The following is a 19,779-nucleotide window of genomic DNA, read 5'->3' as shown; positions in this document are numbered from 1 at the left end:
TAGCTATAAATACTGTTTTATTTTATAATTAAAACAACTCTATGTAAACAAAGATTTGAAGGATAACACACATGCGCATAATTCTTTTAGGTGCTCCTGGAGCTGGCAAAGGCACTCAAGCAAAAGTAATTCAAGATAAATTTAATATCACACACATCTCAACAGGAGATATGATTCGTGAAACTATCAAATCAGGTAGTGAACTTGGTAATGAACTGAAAAAGGTTTTAGATGCGGGACAACTTGTTTCTGATGAGTTTATAATTAAGATCGTGAAAGATAGAATATCTAAAGCAGATTGTAAAAATGGTTTTATGCTTGACGGAGTTCCTAGAACTATTGTTCAAGCAGAAAAACTAGATGAGTTAGGTGTCAATATAGACTACATAGTTGAAGTTGATATTGCAGATGAGCTTTTAATTGAAAGAATCACAGGTAGAAGAGTTCATCCCGCTTCAGGGAGAACATACCATATAAGGTTCAGCCCGCCAAAAACACAAGATAAAGATGATATAACAGGCGATGATTTAATCACTCGTACAGATGATAACGAAGCTACTGTCAAAGAAAGGCTTTCTGTATATCACCAACAAACATCACCTCTGATAAACTTCTATAAAAACTTTAATGGTTTAAATACAAAAGCGCCTAAGTACATTAAAGTTAACGGTGATCAGGCTGTGGAAAAGGTATCTCAAGATATTTTCAATAAAATTGGTTAACCAAACCTTGTTATTCAACTAAAGGATTTTCTAACTTCTTGAATAAGTTTCTGTTTTTGATTCATAGTATATTCTTTAGACTCTATATTACCCCAAACAGGTGCAGGCCAAACTGAATCATCTTCAAAACGCCCTACTACATGTATATGCATCTGCTTTACTACGTTCCCTATAGTCGCAACATTTATCTTATCGACACTATGCTGATCTTTTAATAGCTTAGACAGTTTATTAATTATTTTGTTAATATTATACTGCACAGAATCATCAAGCTCATACCATTCGACTCTTTCAGTAAAAGGCACAACTATAAACCAAGGTAACTTAGCATTATTCATAACTAATATTTTACAATCTAAGTACTCGCATACTTCTATTGTGTCATTAGCTAAACGCTCATCAAGCTCAAACATCAAAAATACTTCCTTATTTTATCTAAATCTTCTTGTGTATCTACACCTGCAGGAGTACTTACTTTAGCACCCGCTACAGCTATTTTATAACCATTCCATAAAACTCTTAATTGCTCTAGGGATTCGTAGCCTTCAATTGGTGATCGAGCCAGTGCAGTATACTGCTTTAGAAAACCAACTCTGTAAGCATACATTCCTATATGTCTATAAAAATTAGCATCCCCTACTTTTAAGTTTTCTGAAAATCCCCTATCAAAAGGAATAGATGCTCTACTAAAGTAAAGTGCATAATTGTTTTTATCGAACACAACTTTGACATTGTTTGAGTTATAAACATCTTCAGCTAAGGTGATTTTTTCACAAAGAGTAGAAACGACCGCTTCTGGTGAATCTTCTAAAAGTTCCGCAACTTGATGAATATTTTCAATAGGAATTAGAGGTTCATCACCTTGAACATTTATCACTATATCATCATCAGCTAAACCAAGTTTTAACACTGTTTCTGCTAAACGATCTGTTCCAGACTCATGTTCTTCTTTCGTACTAACCACTTTCGCACCAAATTGCTCTGCAACCTGCTTAATTTTATCAGCATCTGTAGCAATTATTATATTTGCTACACTAGATTTACTAGCTTGATCATATACTCGCTGAATCATAGGCTTTCCACCAATATCAGCAAGCATTTTACCAGGCAACCGTGTTGACTTTAAACGAGCTGGTATTATTATATGAGTTTTAGCCATACTGTTTAATCTCCTCTATACTCAGTTTTTGTGCTTCTTCTACAAGCATTACTGGTATACCTTCAACTATAGGATATGCAAGTTTATCAGCCTTACAAATAAGTAATAGCCTTTCTTTATCTAGATATAATTCTGACTTGCACTCAGGACAAACTAAAGCATTTATTATTGATTGATCCATTATTTTACCTCTATTATAAATTCAAATTTTTGTTGCTCTTCTTGAGCTTTTATAAGCCTATAGTCATTAACTCTACACCATGCAGGTATATCAAACATCGTTCCTGGATCTGTGCAAACCACTTTTAACTTCTCACCACTATCCATGGTTTTTAGCATATTTTGAGTCTTAATGACAGGCATAGGACAAAGTAATCTTTCTAAATTAAGCTCTTTCATTTATACATACCACTCTTTTTTTACTTCATCAATAGCCAGTGGTTTTACTTCTAGCTCTTTACAAGTGCCATCTAAGTATTCAAACTTCATTACAACACTTTCTTCTTTTTTACCTTTACCAAATCTTGCTAAAATTCTAGCTATAAATTCCTCGTCTTGCTTTTCGAAGTTTCCATCGATTAAACTAAGAGGACCCAAATGCGATTCACTATGCACTGATACAAACTGACTCTTATAACCATGAAGATAATTATTCTCTCCTTCTTCACGAGCTACAATAAGCTTGAACTTGGAATTATAGCGGATATGCCTACCAACTTTTAGTAGCATTATATCATCTAATTCATACTCTCTAGTGTTTCGTGCTTGCCACAAATCAACCAATTTATCAGAGTACTTCTTATCAGTAAGAAAACAACAACCTCCTGCAGGTGTAGCATAGTCATCATAACCATAATCCTTTGCCATTTGCATTTGTTGTTTGCGTGACCTACCTGTTATCGATAAAAGTTTACTTCTATCAACCCAACCTTCTTTCTCGGCCTTTGTTTCTGGTAAGTTTTTTGCACTAAGGGGTCTAAGAAGTATAGATTCAACATCTGCCTGCTCGTTAACAATTTTCATCTTAGCCTTAAGCTGTGACATTGGTCTTTGTCCAATCACCTCACCTGTGACAATAAAATCAAAACCATTTTCTATAGCCCATACTTTAGCCTTTTTAATCATAAAGATTTTACAGTCAAGGCATGGATTCATATTTGCTCCATAACCGTACTTAGGATTAACTAGAACATCTTTGTACTCTTCTATTACATCTACAATATGCATTTTTATACCAAGTTGCTCAGCAACCCATAAAGCATTATTTCTTTTTTGCTTTTCTTTATCTTGCTTTCTTATAGCATGAGTATGCCCTTCAACACAAAATCCTGTATAGAAGTTTATAGCCTCAACATGTATTCCTTGATCTACTATCATTTTAGTAGCAATCATCGAGTCTAAACCACCTGATATAAGTGCTACTGCTTTGATTTTCTTTTGTGACATTCTGATTTTGAAATTTTTAAATATACCTCTGGACTTAATTTTATCATATTGAAGCAATTTAACTATCTAATTGTCAAAAATCACTCCTTATATACCAGCCTCACCATATAACTTAGTATACAAGGTCAGTTATAGCTATACTTTGATAAACCTATATTTTATAATCTTCTATAGCTTTTACTACTTTATAAGTAACTTGTATGATTAACCTAATAAATAACAAGTATTCTAAATATGCTCCTATACTGGTTTCTCTATCTATTGCTATAAATGGTATTGTAACAATCCTTGCTACTGCGATACCTGTTATTAATAGAATTTTTTCAGTTGATCTTCACTCTCACCTAACATCTGATCTTTATGATCTTGGCATGGAGTTTAATGTTGGTATTGGTGTAGCTATGCCTATAATTCTTGGCTACCTGATGATACTTATTGCAAAAGGAGTATTCCAACGCAAAAGAGCATATTGGCGTTTAGCTGTTATATTCATAGCTCTTTCGATGTTAGGTGATTATATCCAAGACACTCACTTCTCTTACGATATAACTTTCTCTTTACATGCTGTTGAAATAATTCTTTTATTAGTGTTTAAAAAACAATTTAATGAAACAACCACCCGAAAATTCACATTCCAACAGTTCATAATATCGCTGACATTTTTTTTAGCAATTGCGTATAGTGTCCTTGGTGTTTATGGGTTAAAAGATCAATTTGAAGGTATCGATAATTTTACTGATGCTGTTTATTTCACATTAGTAACATTTAGTACTGTTGGTTATGGCGATATTCATCCTATTACAAATGAAGCTAAAATATTTACTGTATCGGTTATGGTGATTGGGATTGGTGTTTTTGCCAGCGTAGTAACTTTATTAGCTGGTAGCATAATAAATAAAATCACTGATAAATTTAAATTTCAACAAGGAGCTTCTCTTATGAATAATCATCTAATCATTTGTGGATATACTGAAATCACAAAATGTCTAATTAAAGATTATTTTGATTCACAAGTAAATGATCTAGTAATTATTGAAAAAAATTACCAGCAGCGATTTATAAATATGGATGAGGAACAAGAAAAGCATTTTATTGATGCTGAATCTCACGACTATGATGCTCTAAAAAAATCAAATATCACAAAGGCTAAAGCTATATTTATTCTTAATGAGAAAGACTCGGATAATATCTTGACTTTATTAGCTATAAAAGAAGTGCTTAAAGGCTCCGATAAAACACCTAGAATATCTATAAAATTAGATAAAGATGAAAGTATTAATATAGCCAACAACCTTGGCGTTGATCAGATTGTTTCACCGACTAAAAAAATTGCTGAATTGCTTATAGAATCTTAGTATTTTAAACAAAAATTATTAATATATACATTGAGTATGTTATCATCTTTTGCTATAAAGATTTTTAAAATTTTAGAACATGGAGAAACTTGTGAAATACAACTATGATTTAATTATTATTGGTAGTGGTCCTGGTGGCGAAGGTGCTGCAATGAAAGCAACTAGAAATGGCTTAAATGTTGCTATTATTGAAGATGATGCTCTTGGTGGTGCTTGTAACTATTGGGGTACTATTCCTAGTAAAACTCTAAGACAGCTTTCTCGTGAAATCAAATATAACAGTAAAACCTACGATTTTCCGGAAATGCTTGATACTGCCTATGAGATTGTTTTAAAGCAAACTGAGATTAAGAAAAATAGATTTGCCGACAATGAAATTGATGTATTTTATGGTTTTGCAAGCTTCATGGATAACCACAAAATAAAGATATCTCGTAAAAATGGTTCAAGTGAAATCATTACTGGCGACAAATTTATTTTATGTACTGGTTCTGGCCCTTTCCAACCGAAAGATATAGACTTCACACACCCAAGAATTTTAGATAGTGACAAATTACTTTGCTTAAAAGATAAACAAATAAAATCTATAACTATATATGGTGCTGGTGTTATTGGAAGTGAATATGCTTCAATACTAGGAACACTAGATATTCAAGTAAATCTGATTAATACTCGTGATAAACTGATGTCTTTCCTGGATAATGAAATCATTGAAACTTTGACACATCACTTTACAGTTAACCAAAAAATAAACCTAATGCACAATGAAACTTATACCAGCATAAAAGCAGTTGGTGACAAGGTTATTACATCTCTTGAATCCGGTAGAGTTATTGAATCAGATTACGTATTATTTGCACTAGGTAGAGCTGGTAAAACAGAAGGATTAAACCTAGATGAAATTGGCATCGATTATAATAAAACTAGAGGGTTAATCAACGTAAATGAAAACTATCAAACTACACAAGATAATATCTATGCTGTAGGTGATGTGATTGGCTTTCCTTCTTTAGCTTCATCTGCTTTTAACCAGGGTCGATTTGCTGCAACTCATATTATTGATGGTTCTTGTAATGACAAACTAGTTGAAGATATTCCAACAGGTATTTATACAAGACCTGAAATTAGCTGTATTGGTAAAACAGAAGAAGAGTTAACAGCTGAGAATATTCCTTATGAATCAGGCAGAGCATATTTCAAAGATTTAGCTCGTGCACAGATTTCTTATAGTGAAACTGGTATGCTAAAAATTCTTTTTCATAAAAAAACCTTTGAAATATTAGGTATTCACTGTTTTGGTCATCGTGTTTCTGAGATTATTCACATTGGACAGGCTATTAAGTCTATGCCAGGTAAACATAATACTATTAGATACTTTTTAAATACTACGTTTAACTACCCTACTATGGCTGAGGCTTATCGTATCGCTGCTATTGATGGTTTAAACAAACTTAAAGCTTCTGCCAACCCTATCATTAGCTCATCCAAGTAATATAGCTCTATGATCCATTATGACTTTTTTATAGTATGTGCATATATATTCATATTTGGTGCTGCAATAGGTAGCTTCCTTAATGTTCTGATATATAGAATCCCTAAAAATATTTTCAATGAAGAAAAAAATTTAGCTAGAGAAATTTTAGATCTACCGGTTGATGAAGAAACTGCAAGCTCAAATGAAGTTTATAGTATTTTAAAACCATCTAAATGTCCTAAGTGTAATAATAAACTTAAGTATCGTCATAATATCCCTATTTTTGGATGGCTTATACTAAGAGGCAAATGTTATTTTTGCAAATGTAAAATATCACCTCAATATCCTATAATTGAGTTTATAACCGCTATTATCTTTGTAGCTGTTTTTGTTAAATACGGGGCTACTCTACAATGCCTAGCTATGCTTATTTTAGCGACGGTTTTCATTCCTCTATTTTTCATAGACTTAGAATACCAAATATTACCAGATAATCTTACTTTGCCTTTAGTTTGGCTTGGTATTGTTATCAATTACTATGGTGTATTTATAACATTAGATAGTTCCATCTGGGGAGCAATTCTAGGCTACCTATCTCTTTGGAGTATATTTTGGATATATAAAATCCTTACAGGCAAAGAAGGCTTTGGTTATGGCGACTTTAAACTATTAGCAGCAATAGGTGCTTGGTTTGGCTATCAAATGTTATTATACACAATCCTTGCTAGCTGTATCATAGGCATTTTTATGGCTATAATTATAAATCTATGTTCTAAACGCACAAACACCATAGCTTTTGGTCCATCAATTATACTAGCTACTATTTTCTACTTACTAACTCAAGATAGTTTTTATATATGGTATAATCATATCATGTTGATTAATTAAACATTCTGTTCAAATGCAAAAGAAAAACTTCACTATTTTAATTTTATTTATGGCTGTGCTGTTATTGCTTACCTATATATTTACCACTTCGAAGCTAAGCAACCCACAATCATACTCTCAAGGCTTAAAGCTTGTTGAGCAAGCATTCCCTCAATATAAAGTAATAAAAAGTTTTGATACAGGGATAAGCTTAGAAGGCTATATTCTAGAAGATAAAGACGATGTTAAAAAAAGAACTGTAACTTTCACAAGCAAAGATGGAAGTGTACTAGTAAATGGTGAACTTCTTGCCTGGGATAGAAACCAAAATAAGCTTACAAGTCTAAACCAGATCTACACCAACTACTTCACATCTGATGAGGAAGCAAATGAGTTGTATTTAGATATCCAAAAATTTGGCTCTTATATTCAACAAGGTTCAAATGATGCTCCTCATAAGTTTTATGCAATCATAGACCCAAGTTGTAGCTACTGCTCATATCTATTTACTGCGAGTCAACCGGCTATTAAAGAAGGGCTTCTTGCTGTTCGCTGGTTACCTGTTGGAGCATTACATAACAGCCCTAAAATTGTAAATAGCTTTTTCAATTCAAAAGATCCTCTTAAAGCTTTCATCGATTACCATGATACTAATAAATATGATGAGAATAATACCGAAGAAAATGATAAAGCTTTAAACAACATGAATCTTTCTAAAAATATTCAAGGTTTTCCGACTATTGTTTATAAGACTCCTCAAGATGCTTTAAAAATTTCTGGTGGAGATAAACTACCTTTAATTGATGCCGCAAGTGCTGAAAAATCAAATGTCAAAAAAATCAATGAATTCTTATTATTAACATCAGACAAATTTTAATCTATGAAAACCTTTTTCTCTCTACTTTTATGTATAGTCACAACATCAACATTTGCACTATCAACAGATGACATAAAACTAGCTAAAGACATAAAGAAAATCGAAGTTAAACATGGCGGTAAAATTGGGGTTTATACAATTAACCGTAATAACTGGAAGAACTTCTCCTTTCAATCTAGTTTCTACTTCCCTGTTTGTAGTACTTATAAGATTTTAGTAGTTGGTGCAATTTTAAAGCAAAGTATGACCGATAAAAATTTGCTTAATGAGAAGATTAAAATATCTCCTAATTCAATAGCGGGATACTCTCCCATCACTAAAAAGCATCTTAATAAAACAATGACTGTTGCAGAACTTTGTCATGCCAGCATTCTAAGCGATAATACAGCTACAAATCTTTTGGTTGAAAAATTGGGTGGTTTAGAAAAACTTAGTGAATTTAATTTATCCTTAGGCGATCATGCTACTAAAATTGCAGATAAAGAGCCTGAAATAAACGATGTCAACTTACGGACGAATATTAATAAGACTACGCCTAAAATCATGACTAGGGATATAAATAAACTAGCTTTTTCTAATGACATTTTAGATAAGAAACATCGTTTATTATTTAAAAAGTGGCTAAAAGATAATGATACTGGTAAAAATCGTATTACTGCTGGAGCTCCTAGTAATTGGCTAGTTGGTGATAAAACTGGAACTTGTGAATATGGTACAACAAATGATGTTGCTATAATATGGCCGAATAATAGTCGAGCAATAGCTATGTCAGTTTTCTACACTCAAACAGAAAAAAATGCTAAACCTAATGAGAAAATAATAAAAGAAGTATCTCAACTAGTTTTGAAAAAACTTAAAACAGAAAATTCTAAAAAATGAACAAGATAAAAATGATAATCGGCTTAGGCAATATTGGTAAAGAATATGAAAATACTCGTCATAATGTCGGTGAATGGCTGATAGCTAAAATAGCAAAAGAACAAGGCGAATCTTTTAGCACAAACTCAAAACTCAATTGTCATATTGCTAAGGTTAATATAGCTTATAGCAATGTGATTTTAGTATTTCCAACTACTTTTATGAACAATAGTGGCTTAGCTGTAAGCAAGGTTGCAAACTTCTACAAAATAGATCCTAGTGAGATACTTGTAGTTCATGATGAGCTTGATATAGGTAACGGGCAAGTAAGACTAAAACAAGGTGGTGGTCACGGTGGGCACAACGGCCTTAGAAGTATACATCAGCACCTTGGTACAAATGATTATTTACGCCTTAGAATAGGTATAGACCACCCAGGACATAAATCAAAAGTTGCCAACTATGTATTATCAAACCCATCTATTGCTCAAAAAAAATTAATTGATGACTCTATAGATAATGCTATAAGTTCAATAGATGATATAATAAATGGCAAAATAGAACCTGCAATGCAAAGGCTACATACAAAATAATACACACTGTCATACTACTACTTGGTAGTGGTATCCATTTTTAAAATAAATAAGAATAACAAAGGAATATAATCATGGGATTTAAATGCGGTATCGTAGGCTTACCAAATGTAGGTAAATCAACTCTTTTTAATGCTCTTACTGAAGCAGGTATTCAGGCTGAAAACTACCCTTTTTGTACTATTGAACCAAATGTTGGCATAGTAAATGTACCAGATCAAAGACTTGATGCTCTAGCTGAAATTGTCAACCCACAAAAGATCCTCACTACAACTATGGAGTTTGTAGATATTGCAGGATTAGTAGCTGGAGCAAGTAAAGGTGAAGGCTTAGGTAACAAATTTCTAGCTAATATCCGTGAAACTGACGCTATTGCTCATGTAGTGCGTTGCTTTGAAGATGATAATGTAATTCATGTGAACAATAAGGTTGATCCTATTGATGATATCAATACTATCAATATGGAGTTGATACTTGCAGATATAGAGTCCTGTGATAAAGCTATTCAAAGATTTGCTAAAATGAAAAAGTCAGGCGATAAAGAAGCTTTAGCTAAAGGTGATTTTTATGCTAAGTTGAAAGAACATTTAGAATCAGAAAAACCAGCTAGAACTTTTGAAATGACTGATGACCAAACTATATGGTTAAAACAAACTCCTCTACTAACTAGCAAACCTGTACTTTATATTGCAAATGTAAATGATGATGGTTTTGAAGATAATCCTTTATTAGATTTAGTAAATGATTATGCTAAAAATGATGGTGCTAATGTAGTTCCTGTTTGTGCATCTATGGAACAGGAAATCTCTGAGCTTGATAAAGAAGAAAAGCTAGAGTTTTTAGCAGATATGGGTCTTACTGAAACAGGTCTTGATAGAGTTATCAAGGCAGGTTACTCTCTACTTAATCTACAGACATACTTAACAGCTGGTGTAAAAGAAGTTCGTGCTTGGACTATACCTGTAGGTGCTACTGCCCCTCAAGCTGCCGGTGTAATTCATACTGATTTTGAACGAGGCTTTATCCGTGCTGAGATTATAGCATTTAATGACTATATTCAGTACAAAGGTGAAAAAGGTGCTAAAGAAGCTGGTAAAGCTCGCCTAGAAGGTAAAGAGTACATCATGAAAGATGGTGATGTTGTAAACTTTAGGTTTAATGTGTAAATTTTTCTTCCCATAAACTGAAATGAAACACTATAAACTTTCTAGTTATTTATTTTTATTAATAGCTTCTAAATATTGCTACGGTGCAAATATAGAAAATTTAAATAACTATTATTTGCCGAAAAATATTACCTATAAACACCAGAAACAGGAATATGATCATATAGATGACATAGACATTATCTTTATTGAAGAGGAAGAGGATGACTATGTAGGTTATCATCCAGGTATAATAAATCATGAAATCATAGATAATACAGAAGTTGGTATAACTCCTTATGGACCTGTTTTTAAAACAACCTTTTAATAACAAATACGATTAGCTCTCAGCATTCACCTTTCTAGAATATCTCTTAGCATATAAAACTATCACTATAATCACTATACACAATACAGGTCCCATATATATAGCTGCTACTTTTGGTAAAAGTGAACCAATAGTTGCTGAAGATAGTAAAGATATAGCTCCACCAACAGACCCAGAGCAAACTAAAAATGCCATTGTTATTGGTGAAACTATTGGATTTTGTTTCATACCAAACCCTAGTAGAACAGGGAATATACTCGCACAGGCTAAACCAAGTAATGCTACCGTTACAAATATAACCCATTGACTTGTTAGAAATATAAACATCAATAATAACACCCCGATACTTAAAGATGCAGCGATTATAAAGATATAGTCTTTTGTTTTAGGTATCACAAATTCACCAAAGAAAAATCTACCTAAAGCTACAAATAACCAGAATGTACCGATTATATAACCTACAGTCTCAACATCAAAATTAAGGTCTGTTTGTAGATACGGCGAAAACCAATATGTAATAATATACTCAATATACACATACGCAATCAAAGCTAAACCAACTAATACCACTCCTAGATTGATTGATTTTATTGGTTTTACATCAGTTTTTTCTTTTTTAGTGCTTGCAACCCCGATCACTTCTTTTAGGTTGATTGACTTAACTATAACCGCAAGAATCATAAGAGCAAAAAATACTGCAAAGAAAGACCATCTCCAACCATAATTTTTAGCTATAATACCTGCTAAACTTGGACCTATAAAACCACCTAAACCAAAGAAAAAATTTAGTACACTTAGTTTGGCTTCACTTTTATTACCTGGAGTAAATGCCGCTACAATTAGATAACTCACAGATGGCACAAAAAGACCCATCGCCAAACCTGTAGTTAAAACAAATCCTGCATATAAAAAGATATTATCTTGAAACGCTATAGCAAATTGAGATAAGCTAAAAATAAATACTCCTAATAAAAGAGTATTTTTACCACCAATTTTAGCAATTATTTTACCACTTAAACTATTACCAATTATCAAACCAAGTAATGAAAGAGTATCAATATATACAATATGTGATGTCATAACACCAAAATTAGTTGCCAGTTGAGGTGATAACAAAGCACATATAGGATACGATGCCCCACCAAACATTGCTGCCATATAACAAAGAAGTGCTGTTAATTTAACTTTACTTGAACTAATTATATCTGCTTGCATCTTACTCTCCTTTAGGTGCTGATACCCAGCAGCTTTGCATATTATAAATCTCTAAATCCACATCAACACCGTTATCAGAATATACATATGCGTTTTCTTTAGTGTCTTTCAAGGTACTTAACTGGGCACTATAAGTAGCAAAACCCACCATTGCTCCATTACCGATATTTTTACTTACAAATATCTCTAAAGATGCCCCATCTAAATAAACTTCTAGGCAGAGTTCAGTAGTAGTTTCATCAATATCAAGCTTACATGGTTTACGACCTGCTACATTTAGATAACCATTTTTTATATTAATATTCATACTAAAAGTATCTGTAGCTACAACCTTAAAGCCAAATTCTTTACTTATCAGTGTATCGCTACTATATGTAGCTACAGCATTATAGTGTCGACTATCTACAGCTTTTATCAAATGCTCATGCTTTTGTTTAAAAGTAAACTTTTTACTGAAAGTTAAAGGAGTTCTTAATGACTCTACAAAAGCTGTTTCTTGCCCTAATTGCCATTCATCAGTATTTTTATATACGAACAAAAATCTTGGTATTGCTAACGCTCCTGCCCAGTTAGAGCTATCTTTATTTGCTGATTCAACATTTAACCACGCCATCAATATATTTCTTTTTTCTGAATCTATCGGCATTATATTCGCAGCGTAATAAATAAAATCTGGTGACAAATCTAAAAGCTTATATATCGGCTTGCCATTATTATCTTTAAAAGTATCTAATGGCTCAAATTGTATGCTTGATTGTGTTTTAACAATATCACCCAGTACATAATACAAACTTCTACCATAGTTATCTTCAGCACTTCCATCTTGTGCAAAGATTAGTATATAAGGAGTACCATTCATCGCACCAACATGATCTGTTAAACGATACATAATCACACACTCAAAATTACCGCCTCTACTGATACTATCTTTTACACAAACATTGCCCTCAAAAAAGAAATTATCTGCTGAATTAGCTCTTACCCAATTTTTTGTTATATCATCACCACTATTTTTAAAACATAAAGCTACACCTTTAGGATTATTATCTTTATCTATTCTCCCTGCAGACATAAGCATATAAAAATTATCATCATCAGGTAAATTGAAAATAAACGGATCTCTAAAAGATACTAGATTTAACTCTTCTGGTTGCCTTAGAATAACTTCTGGAAGGTCTTCATTTTCATCTTGAGAATACTTTTTCCAATTTGTAAGGTGTGGGTCTACTATTCTGCCATCTTCACTTACTCTGTTTGTATCTAAAGCTCTTGCTATACATACAGTTTCTTGAGTAGCTTCACCACTACCCCATACAGCAGAATAAAAAGCCGTAGGATAGTAACTTATCTCATTATCTTGATTTTTATAAGGCATTGTCTTTATGCAACCGGTAAAGATACCATTTCTATCAGCTGCTCTTTCATCTAATGATGGTATGATTGCTGTTACTTTTAGAGCCTTATCTTCAGTAGGATAGAACCACTTAAATTCACCTTTTGTACTTGGATCACTTACAAGATGTGACCATGACATATCGCCCCAATTTTTACCCCATGGATTTGACTGCATAAATACATGAAATGAAGAGTTAAAGTAAAAAAGACCACATGGGTCATTAACCCACCCCGATGGTGCTCGAAGATGATATTTAGGATAAGTTTTATCTTTTAATGATGTTTTGTATTGTGTTGTTTGATAGATATCGGCAGCTTTTTTTGAGCTTTTTTGATTCATGAAAATTTAAGAAAATAAATACCAGTAAATAAATACTAGCATAATTATTATACTATTCATAAGTAGAATGTTATTAGGTTTTATAATTTATTGGTTATAAGCTAATTACAACCTTTTTATGACCTGTTGTGTAAAGTCTTCAGTTGAAACTAAAGTAGTGCCTGATGAATAAATATCTTGTGTTCTATATCCATCATTTAAAGTTTGCTCAACTGCATTAGAAATATTTTCCGCCTCTTCAACAAGACCAAAGGAGTACGAAAGCATCAATGCTGCTGAAAGAATCTGAGCGATAGGGTTTGCCTTACCTTGATCCTTAATATCATAAGCAGAACCACCAGATGGTTCATAAAGACCAAATCCTTCGTTATTCAAGCTTATTGAAGGTACTAAACCAATCGAGCCTGGTAGTACTGATGCTAAATCCGAAATAATATCTCCAAACAAATTAGCTGTAACAATCACATCAAATTGCGCTGGATTTAATACCATTTGCATTGCACAATTATCAACATACATATGTTTAACATTTATATCTGGATAATCTTTTGCAACTTCTTCTACAACCTTACGCCATAACCTTGAAGTATCTAGTACATTGGCTTTATCTACAGAAGTTAAGTTTTTTGATCTTTGTCTAGCTCGTTCAAATGCCTTTATTACAATATTTCTTATAGTTATCTCATCGTATTCAGCAATATCTGTAGCATGTCTAACACCATTTTCATCAGTAAAAGTTTTATGTTCACCAAAATATATATCTTTTGATAACTCTCGAAATATCTCTATATCAGCGCCATTAGCTATACGCTCTTTTTTTAAAGGACATGATTCTTGTAAAGATGAAAAAATCTGACTAGGGCGAATATTGACATTAAAATTAAAATGTTTACGCAAAGCTAAAATACTATTTGCTTCACAGCCTTGCCATTTTTGTTGACTTTGTGCTTCAACAGGACCACCAACCGAACCAAATAATATTGCATCTGAATTTTTGCATATTTCTATAGTTTCTTCAGGACAGTGATTTTGATGCTCATCATAAGCTGCACCACCGACTAAAGCCTCTGTATACTTAAAATTATGCTGATATTTATTAGCTATTACATTTAAAACTTGCAAAGCTGACTGCATTACCTCAGGACCAATTCCATCACCAGCTAATATAGCTATATTTTTATTCATACTAACCTCTTGCCTGCTCAAATTCTTTAATCACATCCAAATGCTCAACTAAGTAAGTCATATCATCAAGCCCATTTAGCAAACAATTTTTACGAAAAGGGTCATACTCAAAGCTATAACTATTATTATCAATAGTAACTATTTGCTTCTCTAAATTCACACCAATTTCTTGTTTTGGATTCTCTGCTTTCTCACACATTTGTTTAGCGACATCTTTATCTAAAGCAATTAAAAGCAAACCATTTTTCGCAGCATTATTAAAAAATATATCTGAAAATGAAGGTGCTATAACAACTTTTATCCCTGCTTGAAGAATTGCCCAAACAGCATGCTCTCTTGATGAACCACAACCAAAGTTATCACCAGCTATAAGAATTTGTGCATTTTTATAATCTGAATTATTAAAGATAAAATTCTTATCATTCTCTTTTAAACGAAAAAATAAACTCTCGCCATAACCATTCTTAGTTATTTGAGTTAAAAACTCTGCTGGGATAATCATATCTGTATCAATATCACTTAACCATAATGGGATCGCATTACTTTTTATTGTTTTAAAAGCTTCCATGTTATAGCTCCTTATTTAATTTATCGACACTACATATTTTACCCATAATAGCACTCGCAGCGACTGTTTGTGGTGATGCTAAGTGAGTTATACTACCTTTACCCTGTCTTCCAATAAAGTTTCTATTTGAAGTACTAATACATCTTTCACCAGCAGGAACTTTATCTTCATTCATCGCCAGACACATTGAGCAACCAGGCATCCTAAATTGTGCTCCTGCTGAGTTAAAGATTTTATCTAGACCTTCTGCTATCGCTATATTTCTTACTTGTTCTGAACCTGGAACAATATACATAGTAACATCTGTAGATACTTTTCGACCATCTAAAACCTTTGCAACAGCCCGCATATCTTCAATACGTCCATTAGTACAACTCCCAACAAAAGCCCACTGAATTTCTTTACCAAAAATATCTTCATCTGCACTAAACTTTGTATAACTATATGCTTGTTGAGCTAACTTTTGTTGGTGTGCTGGAATACTCTCAAGTGTTGGTATTTTTTCAGATATTTTGATTGCATGCTGAGGGTTTATTCCCCATGTAACCATTGGTTCAAGATTTTCAACATCTACTTTTATAGTCTTATCATAATGAGCATTTTCATCACTTCTAAAACTCTTCCATTTTTCAACTGCTATAGCGAAATCTTCATCTTTAGGTGCGTATTTTTTACCTTCAAGATAATCAAATGTTTTTTGATCTGGTGCAACCAGCCCTGCTCTAGCTCCACATTCTATAGACATATTACATAATGTCATGCGTTCTTCTATCGACATGTCACTGATAACATCACCAGTATATTCGATTACATAACCACCAGCTCCACCAATACCGATATTAGCTATTAACTTCATAACAATATCTTTAGCTGTAGCAAATTTTGAAGGTTTACCAACAAATTCGACTTTCATAGTCTTTGGTCTATATTGTAAAATGCAATTTGTCGCAAGTACATGCCCTACTTCAGAAGTACCAACACCAAATGCTAAAGTTCCAAAAGCTCCATGAGTCGATGTATGCGAGTCTCCACATACAAGAGTATTACCGGGTAGCGTAAAACCAAGTTCAGGTCCTATAACATGAACAATCCCTTGATGTTGACTTTCAAAATCATAAAAGTCTACGCCAAACTCTTTTACATTACTACGCAATTTCTCTACTTGAGCTTTAGCTTTAGCATCTTTCATCTCTACACGATTAACTGGCGATGTAGATATACTATGATCTACAGTAGCAATTATAGAGCGAGGATTATTTACACTAATTCCTAGTTCTTTAATCTTATCAAAAGCTTGCGCTGATGTTACCTCATGCATTAGCATCCTATCAATATACAAAATATCTGGAAAATCTTTTACCTTCTTTACAACATGAGTATCCCAAATTTTATCTATTATATTTTTTGACATATTATTTCCTAAAATTCATTTCTACATATAACTTATTTGTCGCTACTATTAATGCTTTTAACGAAGACATTTCAATATCTTGGTCTATAGCTACACCTTTAATAACAGGGCCATCACTTCCAGCTTTTATCATAATTGTTGCTTCAGATTTTGAATTTATTCCAGCATCATTTAATGAACGAGAATAATAATCTGCAATATTAATATCAGGAATATTTTCTTGAATACCATTTAATAATGCTGAAAGTGCTGAGTTTTGACCTTTATCTGTAATTTTATAGTCAATATTACCAAAAAAATCACCTTCAAGTTTAATATATGTTTCTCCATTAGCTTTACCATAATCAATGCTTGAAACAGAAATTGGCGATCTTATTTGTTTATAAGCTTCAATTAACTCATCATCAGTAATACCTTTTCTTCTTTCATGATAAATATCTTTAATTTGTTGAGCAAACTTTGCCTTTTCATACTCTTCGCAAATATACCCATTTTCTTGAATGATTTTCTTAGCATGATTTCCTCCAGATAATGGACCAAAGACAAAACTTAATTCATTACCAACTGATTCTGGATGGAATGGCTGATATGCTAGAGGATTATTTAAAATAGCATTAGTATGCCCACCAGAAGTATGTCTAGCAGAATTTAATCCTGTTATTGGATAATGTGGTTGTCTTGAAAGCATTCTTGTATCAATGAAATCAGAAATTTCTTTAAACCCTGCTATATTAATATCATTATAAAAATGAGCTTCATCTTGCTTACCAAATAAGTTCAAAAACATTACACATTGCTCTAAAGATGCATTTCCCGCACGCTCTCCAACTCCATTAATACAGCCTTCTATCTGTGTCGCAGGTCCATCAAAGACAGCATTCATAGAATTTTCTAATGCTAAACCTAAATCATTATGACAATGTGCTGACCAAATAATTTCTTTATCAGGAAATTCTTCTTTAATAATTTTGGCATGCTTTGTCATATTAGTAACAAAATAATCATTACCTTCTCTCTCACATGCTCCACCAATCGTATCAGGGCAGTTAATCACCTTAACTCCAGCACGAACAGCTGCTCTAAAAATATCTGTAACATAATCAAAATCATCACCTAATTTAGAATACCCTTCAGCACTAAACTCAACTTCAAAACCTTCATCAAAAGCTAATTTTATTAACTCATAAACATTTTCAATATTTTGTTCATTATCATTTTTACTACCTAAACTTGCTTGAGCTAAATTAGGATCGACAGGTAGATAAACATGAACTCTAGCTTTACCAACTTCTAATGATGGTCGTAAAGCATCCATTGTTATTTCAACTTGATTTTTCCTTAACTGACACAAGCCTGCAATAATCATATTTGATTTTTTTTCTGTCATTCGTTTAGATATAGTATTTACTATTTCATAATCAGTCTTACTAGCCGATGGAAACCCGGCTTCTAAAACATCAATATTTAAATTATCTGCTAAATCAGCATAAATAATATTATCTTCAAAAGACATTCCTGCGCCTGGAGATTGTTGACCATCTCTCAAAGTAGTATCAAAAATATAAACTTTTTTCCCAGTCATAATAATTACTCCTATATGTAAGTTAAGGCTTCTTTATAAAGTTCGCCTTTTTTAAGTTTTTCATAAGCTATTTTGATTTTATTTGTGATTTCGTAATCAGATGTCTTCAATTTGATACCATCTATGCTTGCTATTGGAGTAACCTCGGCAGCTGTTCCACAGAAAAATGCCTCATCCGCTCGTATTAATTCATCAACTTTAAAGTATCTCTCTGCTACTTTAAAGCCTAAATCTTTTGCTATGACCATAATAAGTCTTCGCGTTATACCATCTAAGATAGTACCTAATGGTGTTGTGACAACCTCTTTATCTTTAACAAAAAACATATTCATAGCAGCTCCCTCAGCAATATTACCATCTATATCTAGTAGTAAGGCTGCATGATAGTCTGTATCTACAGTTTCTCTTAAAGCTAAAATACTATTAACATAATGCCCACCTATTTTTGCATCACAAACAGTAGATTTTGGATGTATCCTTATATACTTACTAATTTTAATGTCTACTTTATCAGCAGCCATATATTTGCCCATTTCTAGACAATAAATAGTAATAACTACAGGATGATTTTCTTTTGGTAAAACACTTACACTTCCTTCTGCATAATAAGCTAAAGGTCGTATATAGCATGATCCTAATCCACTAGCTTTTACAGTGTCAATAACTGCTTGGCACAATTCTTCTAAAGAGTAGTCGCAAACCATTCCTAAAGATTCCATTGAGTATATGAATCTTTGCATATGTTCTTTTAGCTTAAGGATACCTGTACCATTATTTGTTTTATAAGCTCGAATACCTTCAAAAACAGATGAACCATAATGTAAAGCATGTGTATTTATACCAATCTTTGCTTGATCAAAAGATACGATCTCTCCATTTTTCCATATTTTATCTATCATTATTTACCTTATTTAAAAAGATTCAGATTAAAGTATTTATATGTATTTTTAGCAGACACTCAAATTAGAGGTTGAGTAAGCTTTTTTTGAGCAAAGAGAGAGATAATTGAGTTTTTGAAAAAGTAATTTGTGAAATAGCATTGTTTTGAATTATATTATCATTAACTGCAATAGTACTGATATTTATTGCTGATATCTGCATGATAACTCCATTATTAAATTACTGATGATTTTCATTATAAAGATTCTTTGCTTATAATGAAACAAAATATACCAAATAACTCAATAACTAATAGTTATTAGCTAATCAATACCAATAACCAAGACAACCAATCCTCTAAGCGAACGATCTTAATAGGT

Annotated in this window: 21 protein-coding genes; 9 read left to right on the top strand and 12 right to left on the bottom strand. The window is 32.5% G+C overall.

Going from position 1 to position 19,779, the window contains the following annotated elements:
- Window positions 1-71 precede the first annotated feature (71 nt).
- Window positions 72-722: an adenylate kinase gene (gene adk, locus FLM55_RS00105; RefSeq protein ID WP_178947450.1), complete on the top strand. Its 651-nt coding sequence runs from the start codon at window positions 72-74 to the stop codon at window positions 720-722.
- Window positions 723-736: 14 nt separating this feature from the next.
- Here the strand turns inward: adk and FLM55_RS00100 are convergent, their stop codons facing one another.
- The 5 genes from FLM55_RS00100 to FLM55_RS00080 are packed head-to-tail and all read right to left on the bottom strand — an operon-like array spanning window position 737 to window position 3,327.
- Window positions 737-1,135, bottom strand: coding sequence for an HIT family protein (locus tag FLM55_RS00100; RefSeq protein WP_178947449.1), 399 nt, complete (start codon window positions 1,133-1,135; stop codon window positions 737-739).
- Complete coding sequence (gene kdsB / locus FLM55_RS00095) at window positions 1,135-1,881, bottom strand: 3-deoxy-manno-octulosonate cytidylyltransferase (RefSeq protein ID WP_178947448.1); 747 nt, start codon at window positions 1,879-1,881, stop codon at window positions 1,135-1,137. Before kdsB ends, FLM55_RS00100 begins: the two co-directional genes overlap by 1 nt.
- On the bottom strand, window positions 1,874-2,062 hold the full coding sequence (locus FLM55_RS00090) for a Trm112 family protein (RefSeq protein WP_178947447.1): 189 nt from the start codon (window positions 2,060-2,062) through the stop codon (window positions 1,874-1,876). The genes kdsB and FLM55_RS00090 overlap by 8 nt, the downstream gene beginning before the upstream one ends.
- On the bottom strand, window positions 2,062-2,280 hold the full coding sequence (locus FLM55_RS00085; protein WP_112870167.1) for a sulfurtransferase TusA family protein: 219 nt from the start codon (window positions 2,278-2,280) through the stop codon (window positions 2,062-2,064). The genes FLM55_RS00090 and FLM55_RS00085 overlap by 1 nt, the downstream gene beginning before the upstream one ends.
- Window positions 2,281-3,327 (bottom strand): tRNA (5-methylaminomethyl-2-thiouridylate)-methyltransferase, encoded by a 1,047-nt coding sequence (locus FLM55_RS00080; RefSeq protein ID WP_178947446.1) that lies wholly within the window; start codon window positions 3,325-3,327, stop codon window positions 2,281-2,283.
- A 200-nt stretch (window positions 3,328-3,527) separates the two neighbouring features.
- Between FLM55_RS00080 and FLM55_RS00075 the strand changes: the two genes are divergently transcribed.
- From FLM55_RS00075 to FLM55_RS00040, 8 genes are all read left to right on the top strand, one after another.
- The gene (locus FLM55_RS00075; RefSeq protein WP_112870169.1) at window positions 3,528-4,682 is read left to right on the top strand and encodes an ion channel; all 1,155 of its coding nucleotides are present in this window, start codon (window positions 3,528-3,530) and stop codon (window positions 4,680-4,682) included.
- Window positions 4,683-4,773: 91 nt separating this feature from the next.
- On the top strand, window positions 4,774-6,174 hold the full coding sequence (sthA, locus tag FLM55_RS00070) for a Si-specific NAD(P)(+) transhydrogenase (RefSeq protein ID WP_162699207.1): 1,401 nt from the start codon (window positions 4,774-4,776) through the stop codon (window positions 6,172-6,174).
- 12 nt (window positions 6,175-6,186) lie between these two features.
- Window positions 6,187-7,044 (top strand): A24 family peptidase, encoded by an 858-nt coding sequence (locus FLM55_RS00065; protein ID WP_178949017.1) that lies wholly within the window; start codon window positions 6,187-6,189, stop codon window positions 7,042-7,044.
- A 13-nt stretch (window positions 7,045-7,057) separates the two neighbouring features.
- Window positions 7,058-7,900 carry a DsbC family protein gene (locus FLM55_RS00060; protein ID WP_178947445.1) on the top strand — a complete coding sequence of 281 codons (843 nt, stop codon included), beginning with the start codon at window positions 7,058-7,060 and terminating at the stop codon, window positions 7,898-7,900.
- Between the two features lie 3 nt (window positions 7,901-7,903).
- Window positions 7,904-8,779: a class A beta-lactamase gene (bla, locus tag FLM55_RS00055; RefSeq protein WP_178947444.1), complete on the top strand. Its 876-nt coding sequence runs from the start codon at window positions 7,904-7,906 to the stop codon at window positions 8,777-8,779.
- Window positions 8,776-9,351 carry an aminoacyl-tRNA hydrolase gene (pth, locus tag FLM55_RS00050; RefSeq protein WP_178947443.1) on the top strand — a complete coding sequence of 192 codons (576 nt, stop codon included), beginning with the start codon at window positions 8,776-8,778 and terminating at the stop codon, window positions 9,349-9,351. The genes bla and pth overlap by 4 nt, the downstream gene beginning before the upstream one ends.
- A 74-nt stretch (window positions 9,352-9,425) precedes the next feature.
- Window positions 9,426-10,517, top strand: a complete 1,092-nt coding sequence (gene ychF / locus FLM55_RS00045) for a redox-regulated ATPase YchF (RefSeq protein ID WP_112870174.1) — start codon at window positions 9,426-9,428, stop codon at window positions 10,515-10,517.
- A gap of 22 nt (window positions 10,518-10,539) precedes the next feature.
- Window positions 10,540-10,824 (top strand): hypothetical protein, encoded by a 285-nt coding sequence (locus FLM55_RS00040; protein ID WP_178947442.1) that lies wholly within the window; start codon window positions 10,540-10,542, stop codon window positions 10,822-10,824.
- Between the two features lie 12 nt (window positions 10,825-10,836).
- On the opposite strand, the gene FLM55_RS00035 is transcribed toward FLM55_RS00040, so the two are convergent.
- From FLM55_RS00035 to FLM55_RS00005, 7 genes are all read right to left on the bottom strand, one after another.
- A complete protein-coding gene (locus FLM55_RS00035; protein ID WP_178947441.1) occupies window positions 10,837-12,039 on the bottom strand; it encodes an MFS transporter in 1,203 nt (400 codons plus the stop codon).
- A 1-nt stretch (window position 12,040) separates the two neighbouring features.
- Window positions 12,041-13,774: a hypothetical protein gene (locus FLM55_RS00030; protein ID WP_178947440.1), complete on the bottom strand. Its 1,734-nt coding sequence runs from the start codon at window positions 13,772-13,774 to the stop codon at window positions 12,041-12,043.
- Between the two features lie 105 nt (window positions 13,775-13,879).
- Window positions 13,880-14,959 (bottom strand): 3-isopropylmalate dehydrogenase, encoded by a 1,080-nt coding sequence (gene leuB / locus FLM55_RS00025; RefSeq protein WP_178947439.1) that lies wholly within the window; start codon window positions 14,957-14,959, stop codon window positions 13,880-13,882.
- Window position 14,960: 1 nt separating this feature from the next.
- Window positions 14,961-15,527, bottom strand: a complete 567-nt coding sequence (gene leuD, locus FLM55_RS00020) for a 3-isopropylmalate dehydratase small subunit (protein WP_178947438.1) — start codon at window positions 15,525-15,527, stop codon at window positions 14,961-14,963.
- A 1-nt stretch (window position 15,528) separates the two neighbouring features.
- Window positions 15,529-16,938 carry a 3-isopropylmalate dehydratase large subunit gene (gene leuC / locus FLM55_RS00015; RefSeq protein ID WP_178947437.1) on the bottom strand — a complete coding sequence of 470 codons (1,410 nt, stop codon included), beginning with the start codon at window positions 16,936-16,938 and terminating at the stop codon, window positions 15,529-15,531.
- Window position 16,939: 1 nt separating this feature from the next.
- The gene (locus tag FLM55_RS00010; protein WP_178947436.1) at window positions 16,940-18,520 is read right to left on the bottom strand and encodes an alpha-isopropylmalate synthase regulatory domain-containing protein; all 1,581 of its coding nucleotides are present in this window, start codon (window positions 18,518-18,520) and stop codon (window positions 16,940-16,942) included.
- An 11-nt stretch (window positions 18,521-18,531) separates the two neighbouring features.
- On the bottom strand, window positions 18,532-19,419 hold the full coding sequence (locus FLM55_RS00005; protein ID WP_178947435.1) for a branched-chain amino acid transaminase: 888 nt from the start codon (window positions 19,417-19,419) through the stop codon (window positions 18,532-18,534).
- Window positions 19,420-19,779: the final 360 nt, after the last annotated feature.

Origin of the sequence: Francisella sp. Scap27 (assembly GCF_013394105.1) — a bacterium.
Taxonomy (GTDB): Bacteria; Pseudomonadota; Gammaproteobacteria; order Francisellales; family Francisellaceae; genus Francisella; species Francisella adeliensis.
The sequence above is the reverse complement of the archived record's forward strand: the minus strand, read 5'-3'. Positions and strand labels throughout refer to the sequence as shown.